General features: G+C 58.1%; 15 protein-coding genes. 7 read left to right on the top strand and 8 right to left on the bottom strand.

Annotation, left to right across the window (positions count from 1 at the left end; genetic code table 11):
• The first annotated feature begins 112 nt into the window (after positions 1-112).
• The 5 genes from ACY8FN_RS13860 to ACY8FN_RS13880 all read left to right on the top strand — a co-directional run bounded on the left by ACY8FN_RS13860 (position 113) and on the right by ACY8FN_RS13880 (position 5,053).
• A complete protein-coding gene (locus ACY8FN_RS13860; RefSeq protein ID WP_463100335.1) occupies positions 113-1,723 on the top strand; it encodes an ABC transporter substrate-binding protein in 1,611 nt (536 codons plus the stop codon).
• Positions 1,708-2,718, top strand: a complete 1,011-nt coding sequence (locus tag ACY8FN_RS13865; RefSeq protein WP_463100336.1) for an ABC transporter permease — start codon at positions 1,708-1,710, stop codon at positions 2,716-2,718. The genes ACY8FN_RS13860 and ACY8FN_RS13865 overlap by 16 nt, the downstream gene beginning before the upstream one ends.
• Entirely contained in the window at positions 2,708-3,523 is an 816-nt protein-coding gene (locus ACY8FN_RS13870; RefSeq protein WP_463100337.1) for an ABC transporter permease, read from the top strand. Before ACY8FN_RS13865 ends, ACY8FN_RS13870 begins: the two co-directional genes overlap by 11 nt.
• Positions 3,517-4,308, top strand: coding sequence for an ATP-binding cassette domain-containing protein (locus ACY8FN_RS13875; protein WP_463100338.1), 792 nt, complete (start codon positions 3,517-3,519; stop codon positions 4,306-4,308). Before ACY8FN_RS13870 ends, ACY8FN_RS13875 begins: the two co-directional genes overlap by 7 nt.
• A 100-nt stretch (positions 4,309-4,408) precedes the next feature.
• Positions 4,409-5,053 carry an ATP-binding cassette domain-containing protein gene (locus ACY8FN_RS13880; protein WP_463100339.1) on the top strand — a complete coding sequence of 215 codons (645 nt, stop codon included), beginning with the start codon at positions 4,409-4,411 and terminating at the stop codon, positions 5,051-5,053.
• Positions 5,054-5,074: 21 nt separating this feature from the next.
• On the opposite strand, the gene ACY8FN_RS13885 is transcribed toward ACY8FN_RS13880, so the two are convergent.
• Both ACY8FN_RS13885 and ACY8FN_RS13890 read right to left on the bottom strand, forming a co-directional pair.
• Complete coding sequence (locus tag ACY8FN_RS13885) at positions 5,075-5,938, bottom strand: DUF2927 domain-containing protein (protein ID WP_463100340.1); 864 nt, start codon at positions 5,936-5,938, stop codon at positions 5,075-5,077.
• Positions 5,939-5,964: 26 nt separating this feature from the next.
• A complete protein-coding gene (locus tag ACY8FN_RS13890; protein ID WP_042021847.1) occupies positions 5,965-6,468 on the bottom strand; it encodes a M48 family metallopeptidase in 504 nt (167 codons plus the stop codon).
• On the opposite strand from ACY8FN_RS13890, the gene ACY8FN_RS13895 reads away from it, so the two are divergent.
• The gene (locus tag ACY8FN_RS13895) at positions 6,467-6,643 is read left to right on the top strand and encodes a hypothetical protein (protein ID WP_463100341.1); all 177 of its coding nucleotides are present in this window, start codon (positions 6,467-6,469) and stop codon (positions 6,641-6,643) included. The two genes, ACY8FN_RS13890 and ACY8FN_RS13895, sit on opposite strands and share 2 nt — an antisense overlap.
• 47 nt (positions 6,644-6,690) lie before the next feature.
• Here ACY8FN_RS13895 and ACY8FN_RS13900 read toward each other — a convergent pair whose 3' ends face one another.
• The 3 genes from ACY8FN_RS13900 to ppnP form a co-directional block, all read right to left on the bottom strand.
• The gene (locus ACY8FN_RS13900; RefSeq protein WP_101319941.1) at positions 6,691-8,061 is read right to left on the bottom strand and encodes an L-serine ammonia-lyase; all 1,371 of its coding nucleotides are present in this window, start codon (positions 8,059-8,061) and stop codon (positions 6,691-6,693) included.
• 276 nt (positions 8,062-8,337) lie between these two features.
• Complete coding sequence (locus ACY8FN_RS13905) at positions 8,338-9,723, bottom strand: L-serine ammonia-lyase (protein WP_101347261.1); 1,386 nt, start codon at positions 9,721-9,723, stop codon at positions 8,338-8,340.
• A 154-nt stretch (positions 9,724-9,877) separates the two neighbouring features.
• Complete coding sequence (gene ppnP, locus ACY8FN_RS13910) at positions 9,878-10,162, bottom strand: pyrimidine/purine nucleoside phosphorylase (RefSeq protein WP_463100342.1); 285 nt, start codon at positions 10,160-10,162, stop codon at positions 9,878-9,880.
• Positions 10,163-10,432: 270 nt separating this feature from the next.
• Between ppnP and ACY8FN_RS13915 the strand changes: the two genes are divergently transcribed.
• Positions 10,433-11,674, top strand: coding sequence for a dicarboxylate/amino acid:cation symporter (locus tag ACY8FN_RS13915; RefSeq protein ID WP_082186799.1), 1,242 nt, complete (start codon positions 10,433-10,435; stop codon positions 11,672-11,674).
• A gap of 1,417 nt (positions 11,675-13,091) precedes the next feature.
• Here ACY8FN_RS13915 and pfkA read toward each other — a convergent pair.
• The 3 genes from pfkA to elyC all read right to left on the bottom strand — a co-directional run bounded on the left by pfkA (position 13,092) and on the right by elyC (position 15,872).
• Positions 13,092-14,063 carry a 6-phosphofructokinase gene (pfkA, locus tag ACY8FN_RS13920; RefSeq protein ID WP_101319944.1) on the bottom strand — a complete coding sequence of 324 codons (972 nt, stop codon included), beginning with the start codon at positions 14,061-14,063 and terminating at the stop codon, positions 13,092-13,094.
• 147 nt (positions 14,064-14,210) lie between these two features.
• Positions 14,211-14,966: a triose-phosphate isomerase gene (gene tpiA / locus ACY8FN_RS13925; RefSeq protein ID WP_463100343.1), complete on the bottom strand. Its 756-nt coding sequence runs from the start codon at positions 14,964-14,966 to the stop codon at positions 14,211-14,213.
• 135 nt (positions 14,967-15,101) lie between these two features.
• Entirely contained in the window at positions 15,102-15,872 is a 771-nt protein-coding gene (gene elyC, locus ACY8FN_RS13930; RefSeq protein WP_463101177.1) for an envelope biogenesis factor ElyC, read from the bottom strand.
• Positions 15,873-15,960: the final 88 nt, after the last annotated feature.

The following is a 15,960-nucleotide window of genomic DNA, read 5'->3' on the forward strand; positions in this document are numbered from 1 at the left end:
AAATCAAGTTTAGAATAGGGGGCCACTTTGGCCCCTCACTCGCATTTACCAGCACGCATTCAACCTCTTCTTTCAGAGATAAAGAGTGAGTGGAACAATAAAAAGGATCCCCATGGCTGTTTCTCGCAATCCCCTTCGCCATTACGTCGGCCCCAGTGCTGCCACCCTGTTGACCCTGCTGCTGGGCACCGGCTCTCACGTCGCGCTGGCCGCCGCCCAACCTGTGCCTGCCGAACTCAAGCTTGCTATCGGCGCCGAGCCCACCGAAGGGTTTGACCCTCTGCTGGGCTGGAGTCACGGTAGCTATCTGCTGCTGCACAGCCCGTTGCTCAAACAAAACGCCGATCTCAGCTGGCAGAATGTACTTACCCAATCGGTGACCCCGAGCAAGGATGGCAAGGGGTGGCTTATTACTCTCAAGCCCGATCTGAAATTCTCCAATGGCGCACCGCTCACCGCCGAGGATGTGGCCTTTACCTACAACAGCGCGGCCAAGGGCGGCGGCAAGATCGACATGGGCAACTTTGTCTCGGCCAACGTGCTATCGCCTACCGAGGTTGCCATCACCCTGAGTGCTCCCCAGAGCACCTTCGTCAACGTGCTGGGATCGTTGGGGATTGTCTCGGCTCGCGATTACGACGCAAAAGCGTACGCTCAAAAGCCTGTCGGCGCCGGCCCTTACCGGCTGGTGAGCTTCCTGCCCGGTCAGCAACTGGTGGTGGAGGCGAACCCCTATTACGCCGGTGGCAACAATGATTTCAAACGGCTGGTGTTTGTCTTTATCGATGAAGAGAGCGCCTATGCCGCCGCCCAGAGCAGCCAGCTCGATCTGGTGCGCATTCCCCCGTCGCTGGCGCCCACTGTGCCGGCCTCCCTCAAACTGTGGGTACGGCCGAGCGTGGAGAACCGTGGCATCGTCTTCCCCATTCCGCCTGCGGGTGGCAAGGATGCCAAGGGTTATCCCATCGGCAACGACGTGACCGCCGATGTGGCGGTGCGCCGCGCCATCAACTATGCCATCGACCGCAAGCTGCTGGCCGATCAGCTGCTGGAAGGGCACGCCATCCCCGCCTATAGCGCGGTGGAAGGGTTGCCCTGGCTAAATAAAGCCACCGCCTTTAAGGATGGCGATTCCGCCCATGCCAACGCCCTGCTCGATGAGGCTGGCTGGAAGATGGGCAACGATGGCATTCGCCACAAGGGCGATCTACGCGCCGCCGTTACCCTCTGGTACACCAGTGGCGACAGCACCCGCCGGGATCTGGCGGAAGCGGTGAGGGCCATGCTCAAACCCATCGGTCTCGAAGTGAGCCTCAAATCCGGCAGTTGGGAGCAGGTGGAGCGGGAGATGCACGCCAATCCGGTGCTGATGGGGTGGGGGAGTCTGGATCCCATGGAGCTCTATCACCACTACCAGAGTGGTTCCGGCGGGGTGGAGTTCTACAACCCGGGCTACTACAGCAATCCGGTGGTGGATGGCCACCTCAAGCAGGCGCTGGATGCCCCCAACTGGCAGGCGGCGGTGCCGTTCTGGCAGCAGGTGGAGTGGGATGGCAAGAGTGGCGCCGGAGTGCAGGGGGATGCCGCCTGGGCCTGGCTGCTCAATGTGCAGCACACTTATCTCGCCAACAGCTGTATCGATCTTGGCAAGGGGGCGCCGGAAATTCACGGTAGCTGGTCCCTGCTCAACAACCTGCAGGATTGGCGGTGGACGTGCCGTTAAGTTCGCCCGTTAGCGCTTCCGGTTACATCTTGGTAAAAGCCCTGCTGCGTCTGGCAGGGCTGTTGTGTCTGGTCTCTGTCGCCACCTTTGTGCTGCTGAGCTACTCCCCCATTGATCCCATCAAGGCCTATATCGGCAACGATCTGCTCCATGTACCGCCCGAGCAGTACGCCCGCATTGCCGCCCGCTGGGGGCTGGATCAGCCGCTTTGGCTGCGCTACTGGCACTGGTTTACCCAAGTGCTGCAGGGGGATTTCGGTTACTCCATGCTCTACAACGCGCCTGTGGCTCAGGTGATCGGCCAGCGTTTTGTCGCCTCCTTCCTGCTGCTGGCGGGCGCCTGGTTGCTCTCCGGTTTTTTCGGCATCCTGCTGGGTCTCTGCGCCGGTCGCTATCTCAACCGCTGGCCCGATCGCTTTATCTGCCGCTTTGCCTATCTGCTCGCTTCCTTGCCCACCTTCTGGGTTGGCCTCTTGCTGCTCGCGCTGTTTGCGGTGCACTGGCCGCTGTTGCCGGTCTGCTGCGCCTGGACGCCGGGGCTCTCAGCCGATGAGGTGGACTGGCTGATGCGATTGCGTCATCTGCTGCTGCCGGTCACCACCCTGGCGCTACTCGGGGTGGGCAACATTGCCCTGCATACCCGGGGACGGGTGGCCGAGGTGCTGGAGAGTGACTTTATCCGCTACGCCCGCGCCCAGGGGGATGGCGGCTGGCCCATGCTGCGTTTTCACGTGCTGCGCCATGCCCTGACCCCAGCGATCTGCCTGCAGTTTGCATCGCTGGGGGAGCTGATTGGCGGGTCGCTGTTGGCGGAGAAAGTTTTCTCTTATCCGGGGCTCGGGCAAGCCACCGTGGATGCGGGGCTGCGGGGGGATATCCCCTTGCTGATGGGCATAGTGCTCTTCTGCACCCTGCTGGTCTTTATTGGCAACACAGTGGCCAGTTTGCTGCTGGCGCGCATCAATCTGGGTTGGGAGGGTGAGCATGCTGTTTAATCCGCTTCCCTCCATAGTGCGCCTAGCCGTGGCCCTGATCGGATTGGCGCTGCTGGCCGCCTACGGCTGGACCCTCTCTCATCAGGATGTGCCGATGGATCTGCTGGCGCGCCAGCAGCCCCCCTCGCTGGTCCACTGGTTTGGCACCGATCAGATGGGGCGGGATCTCTGGCTGCGAGCTTTTCAGAGCACCCTCACCAGTCTGGAGCTGGGGATCAGCACGGCGCTGTGCAGCGGGCTGCTGGCCATGGTGGCGGCAAGCGTCTCGCTCATTCATCCCAGATGCGATGTGGCGGTGCGGCTGCTGATCGATGCCATGCTGGCGCTGCCCCATATGCTGCTGCTGATCCTGATCTGCTTTACCGTGGGGGGCGGCATGCGCGGAGTGATCCTGGCGGTGGCGCTGACCCACTGGCCCAAGCTGGCGCTCATTCTCTGCGCTGAAGCGCGGCGGATCGCCTGCAGCGACTATGTGGTGCTGGCCCGCTGTCAGGGGATGGGGGCGCTGCGCCGCTGGCGCACCCACCTGCTGCCGGGGCTGTTGCCCCAGTGGTTTATCGGCACCTTGTTGATGTTTCCCCATGCGGTGCTGCACAGCGCGGCCTTGAGCTTTCTCGGCTTTGGGCTGGCGGCCCATGAGGCTTCCCTTGGCCTGTTGCTGGCCGATGCCTTGCGTTATCTGGCCGGTGGCGGCTGGTGGCTGGCTCTTTTCCCCGGGGTGATGCTGCTGACGTTGGTTTTACTGTTTGATCAGGCTACCCGCGCCCTGCAGCAGCTGCTGTGGCACAGGAGTGAATCATGCTGAGTTTTGACCATGTGACCATAGAGGCGGCCCACTACTCGTGGCTGGGACGGCGCAGTTGGCAGCCTTTGCTGACCGATATCAGCCTGCAACTGGCACCGGGGGAGATAGTGGCGCTGGTGGGGGGCAGCGGTGAGGGCAAGAGCCTGCTGCTGCAAAGCGCCCTGACCTTGCTGCCGGACAACCTGCGGATGCGCGGCGCCATCTCCCTTGATGGCACGCCCCTGTGCGATGCCAGCCGGGCCCGTCTGCGCGGCCACACCCTCTGTTATGTGCCGCAAGGGGTGAGCGCCCTCAATCCGTTGCTGACGGTGGAGCGCCAGCTGGGGCGCGCGGCGCGTCTGTGTGGTCAGAACGGTTCTCGCGAGCGGCTCGGCGAGCAACTGCTGCGCTACCAGCTGCCCGCAGCCACCCTGGACAACTATCCGCGCCAGCTCTCCGGCGGCATGGCCAAGCGCATTCTGGCCTGCACTGCGGCGCTTGGTGGCGCCCGCTACATTCTGGCGGACGAGATCACCGCCTGGCTCGACGAAGGGCTTGCCTGCCTGCTGCTCGGCCAGTTGCGTGAATTGGCCAATCAGGGCAGCGGTATACTCTGGGTCACCCACGATCTGGCGCTGGCGGCCCGCTTTGCCGATCGCATCGTGGCGCTGCATCAGGGCCAGGTGAGCGACACCTTGAGCAGCCACCATCTGCGCCAGGGGCAGGGGAGCGAGATGCTCCGTGCCCACTGGCAGGCGCTGCCGGAGTTCAACGCGCTCTTTCCTGCTACGTCGGAGATCTCCTGATGATTGAGTCGCAGGAATGGATCGTCTTTCTGGTTGCGACTGTTCAGTGGCAGGCATTGCTGGAGTTCAACACACTCTTCTCTGTGCCGGAGGTTTCCTGATGTTTGAAGTACGAGATCTCACCATCGCCCAAGGGGAACGCCCCCTCTGGCAGGGGCTTGTCCTGACGGTCAAAGCGGGCGAGCGGCTCGGCATCTCCGCCCCGAGCGGTTATGGCAAGACCACATTGGGGCGGGTATTGGCCGGTTGGCAACCGGTTCGGGGAAGTGGGGAAATGCGGTTGGATGGGCAACCGGTGCCTGAACAGGTTAAAGGCTATAACCCCATCCAGCTGGTGCCCCAGCACCCGGAACTCACTTTCAATCCCTATCGCACTACCGGCCAGGCGTTGTGGGATGTGTGGCGCCCCGATGACGCCATGCTGGCCCGCTTTATGGTCAAGCCCGAATGGCTAAGTCGCAAGCCGGGCCAGCTCTCCGGCGGCGAGTTGGCCCGCATTGCGCTGCTGCGCGCCCTCGATCCCCGCACTCGTCTGCTTATTGCAGATGAGGTGACCGCCCAGCTGGATCCGCAAATTCAGCGCCATATTTGGCGGGAGTTGATGCGCGAGTGCGAACAGCGCGGGCTTGGCATCCTGATTTTTAGCCACCAACAGGCGCTGCTGCGCCAGATCTGCCATCGGGTGCTACGCTTCGAGCCCCACTGCGAACCAGTGGCTGAGGTGATGGCCGCCACTGCTGCCTGATAGCACCGGCAGGGGAGGTATTCACAGCCCCGCCCAGCTTTTCAAACTCTGCTGCTGCACCCGGCGATTGGCTTGGCGGATCTCCCCCTTGGCGCGCAGATCCGCCAGCGCAGTGGGCAGCGCTGCGCGGATCTCGTCACTGCTCATCCCCGGCTTGAGGGCCGGGTGATAGGCCATCTTGAGCAGCACATAGTCCAGCCCGGTCAAAAAACTGTCGATGCTGTTGTCATTGAAGATGGAGGGGAACACCTTGTCCGAGTCGTTGGGCAGCCCCATCACCTGGGTGAACTCCTCCACCACGCAGTCGAGAAAACGCCCCTTGGCTCGGCTGTAGTCCACCGGAATGATGATGGTGGCACGGCTGATCTCGTGCTGCGGGTTGGTGGCGAAGTTGGCAAGGCAGAGTCCCTCCTTGAGGGCGATGTTGACCGACGGGTCGTTGCCCATGGTGCGGTTGGCCCAGCTCTTCATCTTGCTGTAGTCGGTCATGATCAGGGTCAGATTGGGCTTTGCGGTCACCATGCTGATGGGGTGACCGGTGATGCGGGCCAGATGGGCCGCCTGCACCTTGACCACCTCCGCCTGCAGCGGCTTGTCCCCCGACTCGTTGATGAGCTGCAACCGGATTGGCTGCTGCCAGCGGGCGAAGCGGGTCTGCTTGGCTTCGCCATACTCCCGCTCCATGGCGATGGCCATAAAGCTCTCGATAAGATAGCTATCGCTCTGCCAGCGCTCATTGGCCTGGGCGCTGTGGCCCGCGAGCAGAAGCAGCAAGGCCAGTAGCCCGCGTGACCCGCGGCGGAGGCGGGCAGCGCTGCTCAAATTGGCAATGACCACAGTGGTAATAAAGCGCGTGGCGCTAAAGGGGATGGCGGTAAATGACATGTTTCCTCCTTGAAACGGTTGTCAGCCTAGCGGCTGGCCTTGTCGATATCGCGCCAGGTGAGCCAGAGTCTGAGATCAAACTCCAGTTGATGATAGTCCGGCTCCATGTGCTGGCAGAGCTGATAGAAGCTCTTGTTGTGATCCTTCTCTTTGATGTGGGCCAGCTCGTGTACCACGATCATCTTCAGAAAGGGCGGTGGCGCCTCCTTGAACAGGGCGGCGATGCGGATCTCGTTCTTGGCCTTGAGCTTGTTGCCCTGGATCCGGCTGATATAGGTGTGCAGGCCGAGGGCATCCTTGATGACATTGATCTTGCCATCGAAGACCACCTTGGATAACGGCGCCGAACTTTTGAGGTAGCGGTTCTTCAGCTCCATGGTATAGGCCAGCAGCGCCTTGTCACTCTGGACTTGATGGCTATCGGGATAGCGTTTGGCCAGCATATCCCCCAGCTTGCCTGCGCTGATCAGTTGTTGTACCTGGGCTTTGAGGGGATCTGGATAGCCACCCAGATAGGTCAGTTCCGCCATGTCTATTACTCGTTACATCCAAAAGAGCGCCATTGTAGTGATCGCAGGCCCGCTTGCCTACTGCTGGCCGCCGGTGGCTCGCTTCCTGACCCTGTTCGACAGGCAGAAAAAAATCCGAAACCCTGCAACAGGTTTCGGATTTTTCATTGTGGGGGATCGGTCAATGGCGCCTTAACTGCCAGCCATCATCTGCGATCCCCCTTTGAACAAGAGGGTGAACCCTTATTCGCAAGCAACCTGCATCACCTTGATGGCCAGACCACCACGGGACGTTTCACGGTACTTGGAGTCCATGTCCTTGCCGGTGATGTACATGGTCTCGATGACCTTGTCCAGTGATACACGCGGCTTGGAGGTACGACGCAGGGCCATGCGGGAGGCGTTGACCGCCTTCATGGCGGCAATGGCGTTACGCTCGATGCAAGGTACCTGTACCTGACCGGCAACCGGATCACAAGTCAGACCCAGGTTATGCTCCATGCCGATCTCGGCGGCTTCACAGACGTGCTCCGGGCTACCGCCCATCAGCTCGGTCAGACCAGCTGCGGCCATGGAGCAGGATACGCCCACTTCACCCTGGCAACCCACTTCGGCACCGGAGATGGAAGCGTTCATCTTGTAGAGAATACCGACGGCACCGGCAGCCAGATAGAAACGGGTGTACTCGTCGCGGCCAACCGGCTGGATGAACTTGTCGTAGTAGGCCAGCACGGCCGGGATGATACCTGCGGCACCGTTGGTCGGTGCAGTCACCACACGGCCACCGGCCGCGTTCTCTTCACTCACGGCCAGCGCGAACATGTTGACCCAGTCAATGATGTTCATCGGATCGTTGGAGAGATTCTCGTTGGTGCTGAGCTGACGGAACAGCGGGGCAGCACGGCGGGGAACCCGCAGCGGGCCGGCCAGTACACCTTCGGTGCGGCAGCCGCGCTCGATCCCTTCACGCATGGTGTTCCAGATCTTGCCGAACTTCTTGTAGATCTCTTCCGGGGTATTGAAGCACTTCTCGTTCTCCAGCATCAGGGCGGAGATGGAGAGACCGGTCTGGCTGCTGTGGGCAATCAGTTCGGCTGCGCTCTTGAACGGATAACGGACCGACATGTCGCCGCTGTCTGCTTTGCCAAAGTTCTCTTCATCAACGATGAAACCACCGCCGATGGAGTAATAGGTCTTGCTGTAAACCGCTTCATCTTCAATGAACGCGGTCAGCTTCATGCCATTTTCGTGCAGCGGCAGGGCTTCGTCATGGAACACCATGGCATTGCGCGGAAAGCTGACGGTGTGGCAGTGCAGACCGATCGGCAGACGCTCGGTCTGCTCGACGCGAGAGATAAACTCGGGGATCGCATCGATATCGACGTTTTCCGGCAAGTTGCCTGCCAGACCCATGATGATAGCGGTGTCGGTGTGGTGGCCTTTACCGGTCCAGGAGAGGGAGCCGTAAACATCCACTTTGATGCGGGTGATCTCGCGGATTTTGCCGCCTGCGCGCAGCTCGTCAACAAACTGCTTGGCCGCTTTCATCGGGCCAACCGTGTGGGAAGAAGAGGGGCCTACACCGATTTTGAAGATATCAAAAACGCTGATCATGTCACAATTACCTCAGGGTAGAAGGGGGCGGCATGCCCACTCACAGAAATTTGGGAGATCCATGGAGCGCTCTTGGTAGAACGCGGTCACTGAACCAGATAACCGTAGTGTAACGGCTCAAGACCTAAAAAAAGTTGAAATAGATCTATTTTTGTTGAATCTGAGGCTGGATTATAAAATTAATTTTGTTGCTTATCCATTTTGTTAAGCGTTTGCCCATAAAAATACCCGGCGATGCCGGGCATTTAGGAACCAAATGGAGTCAGTTTCTGTTTTTTAACATTCAGTAATGTTAACTGCCAGGCCACCGCGGGCGGTCTCCTTGTATTTGGTCTTCATGTCGTTGCCGGTCTCCCACATGGTTTTGATCACCTTATCCAGCGATACCTTGTGCTCGCCAGTGCCACGCAGGGCAAGGCGGGCGGCATTGATCGCCTTGACCGCCCCCATGGCGTTACGCTCAATGCAGGGCACCTGCACCAGCCCGCCGATGGGATCGCAGGTGAGGCCAAGATTGTGCTCCATACCGATCTCTGCGGCGTTCTCGACCATGGCCGGGCTGCCACCAAACAACTCAGTCAGTGCCCCGGCAGCCATGGAGCAGGCGACCCCGACCTCACCCTGACAGCCCACTTCCGCCCCCGATAGCGAGGCGTTCTTCTTATATAAGATGCCGATGGCGGCCGCGGTGAGGAAGTAGCGTACCAGCATCTCGTCATCCACCTTGTGGACGAAACGATCGTAGTAGTGCAGTACCGCAGGAATAATGCCAGCAGCACCATTGGTGGGGGCTGTGACCACCCGGCCACCGGCCGCGTTCTCTTCATTGACCGCGAGGGCAAACAGATCGACCCACTCCATCACCATCAGCGGATCCTTGTTGAAGTTGGTTTCGCAGCTGAGCTGACGGAACAACCCCGGCGCGCGGCGTAGCACTTTGAGGCCGCCCGGCAGTACCCCTTCGCTCTTGCAGCCCCGCTCGACACAGCCTTGCATCGCCTGCCAGATCTTGCGCAGCCCCGTTTTTATCTGTTCATCACTGCGAAACACCCGTTCGTTAGCCAGGATCAGGCCAGAGATAGAGAGGCCGCTCTCCTGGCAGTGGGCGAGCAGTTCGGCCCCGCTATCAAACGGGTAGGGGACCGGGTGCTCGGCATCCGTTTTGATGGCCTCTTCTTTGGCGGTGGCGAAGTGGCTCTCTTCAATGATGAAACCGCCCCCGATGGAGTAGTAGGTCTGGCTAAACAGCAGGACGTTGTCGGCGGCAAAGGCGCGCAGGGTCATGCCGTTGGTGTGGGCCGCCAGCGTCTTGCGGCGGTTGAAGATGATGGCTCCGCTGCGGGGGAAGTGGCTCGGCTGTTCACCGGCCAGTAGCAGGCGCTGCTCTTTATCCACCTTGGCCAGCAGATCCGGAATAGCATCGATATCGACCGATTCCGGTTCAAAACCGGCCAGCCCCAGAATGATCGCCTTGCCGGTCGCATGCCCTTTTCCGGTCTGGCCCAACGAGCCGTAGCACTCCACTTCGACCCGCGCAGTGTGTGGCAGATGACCTTGCTGGCGGAGCAGCTGGACGAAGGCATAAGAGGCCCGCATAGGACCGACGGTGTGGGAAGAGGAGGGGCCAATGCCGATGGAAAACAGGTCAAACACGCTGATCATGACATCAATCCGGTGATGGTTTATGTCTGTTTATTCTAGGATTTTTGCCGTAGATAGAAAGGGGGGAGATGCAGTGCTGTGACATGGGCACAGATAAAGTGGTGACGGCGTGTTCATCCGGGTTGAAGGGGACTGGCCCCTTCAACCGGCGGGATCAGTCGAGAAATTCGCACAGATAGGCGGTAGGGGTTTTCACTTCCAGCTTGAAGGAGGAGTGGCCCGCGACCAGGAAGGATTCACCCTGGTGATAGGTGTGCCACTGATCTTCATCCGCCAGCTGAATGGTGAGTGCGCCTTTGATCACTGTCATCCGCTCGGGGGCGGCGGTGTTGAACTGGTAGTCACCGACGTTCATCACCCCAACGGTAGATTTTTCGCCTTTTTGTTCGAAACCGATGGATTTTACATTTCCGTCAAAATATTCGTTAACTTTCAGCATCTTTACATCCCTGTGTGTACGTTTGTGCAGCCAAGCTAGCACAATCTTTTGCCAATTGTCATGGGGGGATGGGCTAAAAATCACAGTGGCCGCGTTGAATCTTTACTTTTTAGCAAACTTATTAATAGTTAAGGTTAACGACTTGCTGATTTAAAACAGCTATTAAATGTGAGATAACACGACCAAATAGGGGAATGAGCCGATGCTCATTCCCCTATTTGGTTAATTGCACTGGGAAAGTGTGAATTCTGCTACATAAAGGAACGTATTGTGTTAACTAAAGGACTCATTAAAAACATCGGCTTCCAGGTTGTGGTGGCCATGGTATTGGGCGCAGTAGTCGGGGCCCTCATGGGTGAACAAGCCACTGTGTTTGCACCGCTCGGTACCCTGTTTATCCAGCTGATCAAGATGCTGGTGATCCCGCTGGTGGCGGTTGCCATCCTCTCGGGTGCAGCCAATCTGGGTGCTAGCCCGGCTGCTGGCAAGATCGGCGCTGCCACCCTGGCCTTCTTCCTCGGCACATCAGCTCTGGCTGTGCTGCTGGCGCTGGTGATGGGACAGATCTTCAAACCCGGGGTCGGGGTCGATTTCGGTTCAGCCTCCGCCATGTTTAGCGGTGACTACGCCGATAAAGGGGCGCTGCCGGATGCGGTTGCCACCCTGCTTGGCATGATCCCCACCAACGTGTTCCAGTCGCTCAACGAGGCGAACATCCTGCAGATCCTGGTGTTCTGCATGTTCCTCGGCATTGCGCTGGCCAAACAGCCGCGCGAGCGCGCCAAGCCGCTGGTCGATGGGCTCAATACCCTGGTGGATGCCTTCGTCTGGATGATCAACAAAGTGATGATCATTGCGCCGCTCGGGGTGTTTGGTCTGATGGCCGAAGCCATCGGTACCTATGGCTTCGACGTGTTGACGCTGGTGCTCAAGCTGTTCGTGGTTTATGTGGCTGCCATCCTGATCTTCGGCTTTGTGGTCTATCCGCTGCTGGTGATGGCGTTTTCCAATACGCCGGTGATGAAGTACCTCTCCGCCATGAAGAAGCCGCAGATCGTGGCCTTCTCCACCGCCTCTTCCATGGCGACCCTGCCGGTCAACATGGAGACCTGCGAGCATGATCTGAAAGTGACCAACGCGACTGCCTCCTTTGTGCTGCCGCTGGGGGCCACCATCAACATGAGCGGCAACGCCATCTATTACGGTCTGGTCGCCATCTTCTTTGCGCAGGTCTACAACATCGACCTGAGTGTTGGTGCCTGGGCTGCCATCATAGTGACCTCCACCCTGGGGGCGATCGGTCAGGCCGGTGTGCCGGGCCCAAGCTTCCTGGTAGTTGCCGTGCTGCTGGCAGCCGGGATCCCCATCGAAGGGTTGCCGCTGCTGTTTGCGCTGGATCGTCTGTTCGACATGATCCGCACCTCCCTCAATATCACCGGTGATGCGGCTTGTGCTGTCATTGTTGACCGCTTTAGCCCGGAATATGACCCACAGCGTTGGAACAAGGCATAACAGCTTTGAGTTGAACTAAAACAGCGCTGAGATAAACAGCCCTGAACTGAAACTGTGTGACGCGAGCCCCTGCCATTATGGTGGGGGCTTTTTTATATCTGCCGGACAGGTATCAGGGGGAAAGCGTGAGCAAGGGGCTGCTTGCGCTGGAGTGAATGGTGAGCACTGGCAGGGGAACAATGTCGAGGGTAGAGACGGTCAGCCTGTAGCGGCGGCTGGAGGGTTGCTAAATGGCAGGCAACAAAAAGGGGAGCTTGGCTCCCCTCGGATATGATCTGCTGCTGGTTGTCTTTCATCAAGTCAAACAGAGTGTGGTTAAACCATCCTGGTTACACCCTTGTGGCGAAAGAAACAGCGTCAACGTACAGAAATCATATCTATGTTGGCTATCGCGGCAGTGCTGTTGAAAAACGCCAGTTAGTGGCGATGAAACAGGCATGCCTGACAGGGATGTTCCGGATTGATGTCTCTCTATCCGGCTCAGAACTGTGACAGTGAGGGCAGAGAGACAGCAACCAGGGTAAAAAACACCGTAAAGACGGCAGTAACAACAAATTCTTTCATTTTCTTCTACCCAGATTGTTAGTTGATGCAGTCAAGATACCATAATCAGCCCTCAAAACAAGCGCATTATTGTTTAAATGGGTGTTTTGGTGGTTGCTGTAGGCGAACGGTCTATTTTTGTCATCTTGCGCTGTTTTTATCGACCATTTGGCTGTGCGGTGATCTTTTAATCAATTGGTTTGATTAAATTCATTACAAATCAATGTTTTATGTTTTTAGAGTGAATGCTTTAGGTGGGGGTTATGTGGCTCCATCTTTGTTTTAGGTAAATTAACATGGCTATTATGGCCCTGGATGGGTGATGAAAACTGTCGCAATCATGCTGTTGACCATTTCTGGCGAAGATAACCCCGCCAAAAAAAGTAACCACTGGTAATGATGACCGCAAATCGGGGGCTGCTTGCACGACATGCCTCTGGTTGAGCCGCCAAGTCACTGCAATCCCGCTGACATAGGGACGATAGGTGGTGGACAGTCAGCTATCGGGCATTGAGAGATCTGTGTGATCGTCAACCATCAAGAGGGGCCGCCAGAGCCCGTCGTCCTTGATATGGGTTGGATGAATGGGATAGTTGCGGTGGATCTGCCTGTTGTAACAGCAGCGGCATGCCCATATTCCCTGATAGGGCCAAGGGGGAGCGCCGAGATAATGCAGGGGAGGATGACAGCGCTTGCCGTGCGCATGGTTGCGGCATAGGAGCAGGATGATGGCGGCACGTTACCAAGAGAGGATGTTAGCCGCTCTGGCCGATGGATGAGCAGCCATGCTGGCGCCATGGCTGGTTGCTTCAAATAGAAAAAACCCTCCAGCGGAGGGTTTTTTGCATTACCAAGCTATCTAAACGGCAGCCGCTTAGAACAGGGTGGTAGAGAGATCGTAGAGTTCCTGATTGAACGGACGTTTCAGATTCTCGATGCAGTCGATGATGTCGTGATGCACCATGACGTTACCTTGAATACCGACGCAGCGGCCACCCTCGCCAGCCAGCAGTTGCTCAACAGCGAAGGCACCCATACGGCTGGACATGATACGGTCACGGGCGCTCGGGGCTCCGCCACGCTGGATATGGCCCAAAATGGTGGCGCGGGTTTCACGACCGGTCAGCGCTTCAATGTCTTTGGCCAGTACATTGACGTCGGTGACGTGCTCACAGATGGTGATGATGGCGTGACGCTTGCCTTTGGCTTCGCCTTCCTTGATCTGTTGCAGCAGCTTCTCTTTGTCAAAAGCCACTTCCGGCACGATCACATACTCGGCACCGCCAGCAACGGCAGCAGACATGGCCAGATCGCCACAGTGGCGGCCCATGATCTCGACCACTGAGATGCGGTGGTGGGAGCTGCAGGTGTCGCGCAGACGGTCGATGGCGTCAACAACCACGTTCAGTGCAGTATCAAAGCCGATGGTGAAGTCGGTACCGGCGATGTCGTTGTCGATGGTGCCCGGCAGGCCGATGCAGGGGAAACCCTCTTCGGTCAGCTTTTTGGCACCCATGTAGGAGCCGTCACCGCCAATTACCACCAGCGCATCGATGCCATGCTTTTTCAGGTTCTGGATAGCTTCGGCACGTACCGCCGGATCTTTAAAGGCAGGGAAACGGGCAGAACCGAGGAAAGTACCACCACGGTTTACCACGTCGGAGACGCTGTGGCGCTCCAGCTTGACGATGCGATCCTGGTGCAGGCCGAGGTAGCCATCATAAATACCGTAAACTTCCAGGCCATGATGCAAACCGGCGCGAACCACGGCGCGAATAGCTGCGTTCATACCCGGTGCGTCGCCACCACTGGTCAAAACACCAATACGTTTGATTTGTTTGGTCATGAGTGCCTCTGGATCTGAGTTGTCAAATACGAATGTTGAAATAGACAAGCCACTTTTACTATATCGGCTTTCCTATGGAATGCGGGGTGACCATAGGAAAAGCGATATAGAGAGGGGACGAGCCCCTCTCTTATTAGTAATCGAGGATTACTGGGCTGCGCCCGCGATGATCTGGGAGAAGTCGTCCACTTTCAGGGACGCGCCACCGACCAGGCCACCGTCGATGTCCGGCTGACCGAACAGGTCGGCAGCAGTGGCGCCAGTGACGGAACCGCCGTACAGAACCTGTACTTTAGCAGCGATAGCAGCGTCAAAACCGGCCAGATACTGACGGATGTGAGCGTGAACGGACTGAGCGATCTCCGGAGTGGCAGTCTTGCCAGTACCGATGGCCCATACCGGCTCATATGCAACAACGGCGTTGCTGAAAGAGGCGATGCCGCAACGGTCGATAACGGCTTTCAGCTGGGTCTCAACCACTTTCTTGGTCACACCGGCTTCGAACTGCTCCAGAGTTTCACCGATGCACAGAACTGGCACCAGGCCACCTTTCTGGATCGCTTCGTACTTGGCAGCAACCACGTCGTCGGTCTCTGCGTGCAGGGTACGACGCTCGCTGTGGCCAACCAGGGAGTAGGTGCAACCGAACGCTTTCAGCATGGAGGGGGCGTTTTCGCCGGTGAAGGCGCCAGACTCGTGAAGGTCAGCATTCTGGGCACCGTAAGCAATTTTGCTGTCAGCGGTCAGCTGCTCAACCAGACCCAAAAAGATAACCGGCGGGCAGACGGCGACTTGCACAGAAGGATGAGCGGCAGCAGCCGGGGTCAGTCCTTTGATCAGAGCTTCAACAGAAGCTTTGGTGCCGTTCAGTTTCCAGTTACCCATTACCAGGTGCTGTCTCATCTTGTATATCTCCTAGGCATTTGATTGCGCGACATTATATGAATTGAACCGAGCCCAAGATAGCTGACCCGGCGGCAAATGACGTAATTTTTTTTCGCTTTCCTGATCCAAATCAGGAATGAAACGCTTGATCGCTCATTCGTTAACCTGCCCCCGCAAGCGGGCCCACCATACCCCAATCCATTCGTGGATGGCAGCCTCGGAATACATCAGATAACGCCCTTTGGGTAAATAGCTGTAGAGCGGCTGTGCTTCCTGGCTCTGCTTGGCGGTGTAGTCGGTGGGGGCTGGCACGGCATTGAGTCCTTGGCTCTGATAAAGCGCCATGGCGCGGGGCAGGTGAGTGGCCGAACTCACCAGTGCCACCTCTTTGCCCTTGAGATGGGCACTGATGCTGACCGCTTCGTCATGGGTGTCTTTGTTGTTTTCAAACAACGTCATTCGCGCGCGGGGGATGCCGAGGCTCATCGCCATCCGGGCGTTGACCTCGGCGTTGGAGAGAGGATCCCCCGATACATAGCCGGAGAAAATCAGCTCGGCTTGCGGATAGGCCAGGGCGAGGCGTACCCCTTCGAGGGTGCGGGCCAGGGCGATATTGTTCTGCCAGGAGCGCTCGGGCACCGCCGGATCGCTGACATGGCCGTTGCCAAGCACCACGATCGCCTCGATCTTGGGATGCTGGCTCACCTCGAACGGTGGGAAGGTCTGCTCCAGCCCTCTGGCCAGTTCATAGCTCACCGGTCGCATCCCCATCACGGTGACAATCAGCAGTGATAAGGTGGCCAGCAGCTTGCCGGTTTTTTGGAAACGGGTGAACCAGAGCAGCAGCAGGGCGAGCAGTAGCAGGGAGAGAGAGAAGGGGAGTGGCATCAGCAGTTGGCCTAGCCATTTTTTGACCACAAACAGGTTGAGCTCAAACACGAGTCACACTTCCTTGAGTTTTCAGCAAATTCGGGATGTGACAGAATACCCTTCTTTTTCGTCATGCCCAATG

This window comes from Aeromonas sp. 160P, from assembly GCF_055193095.1.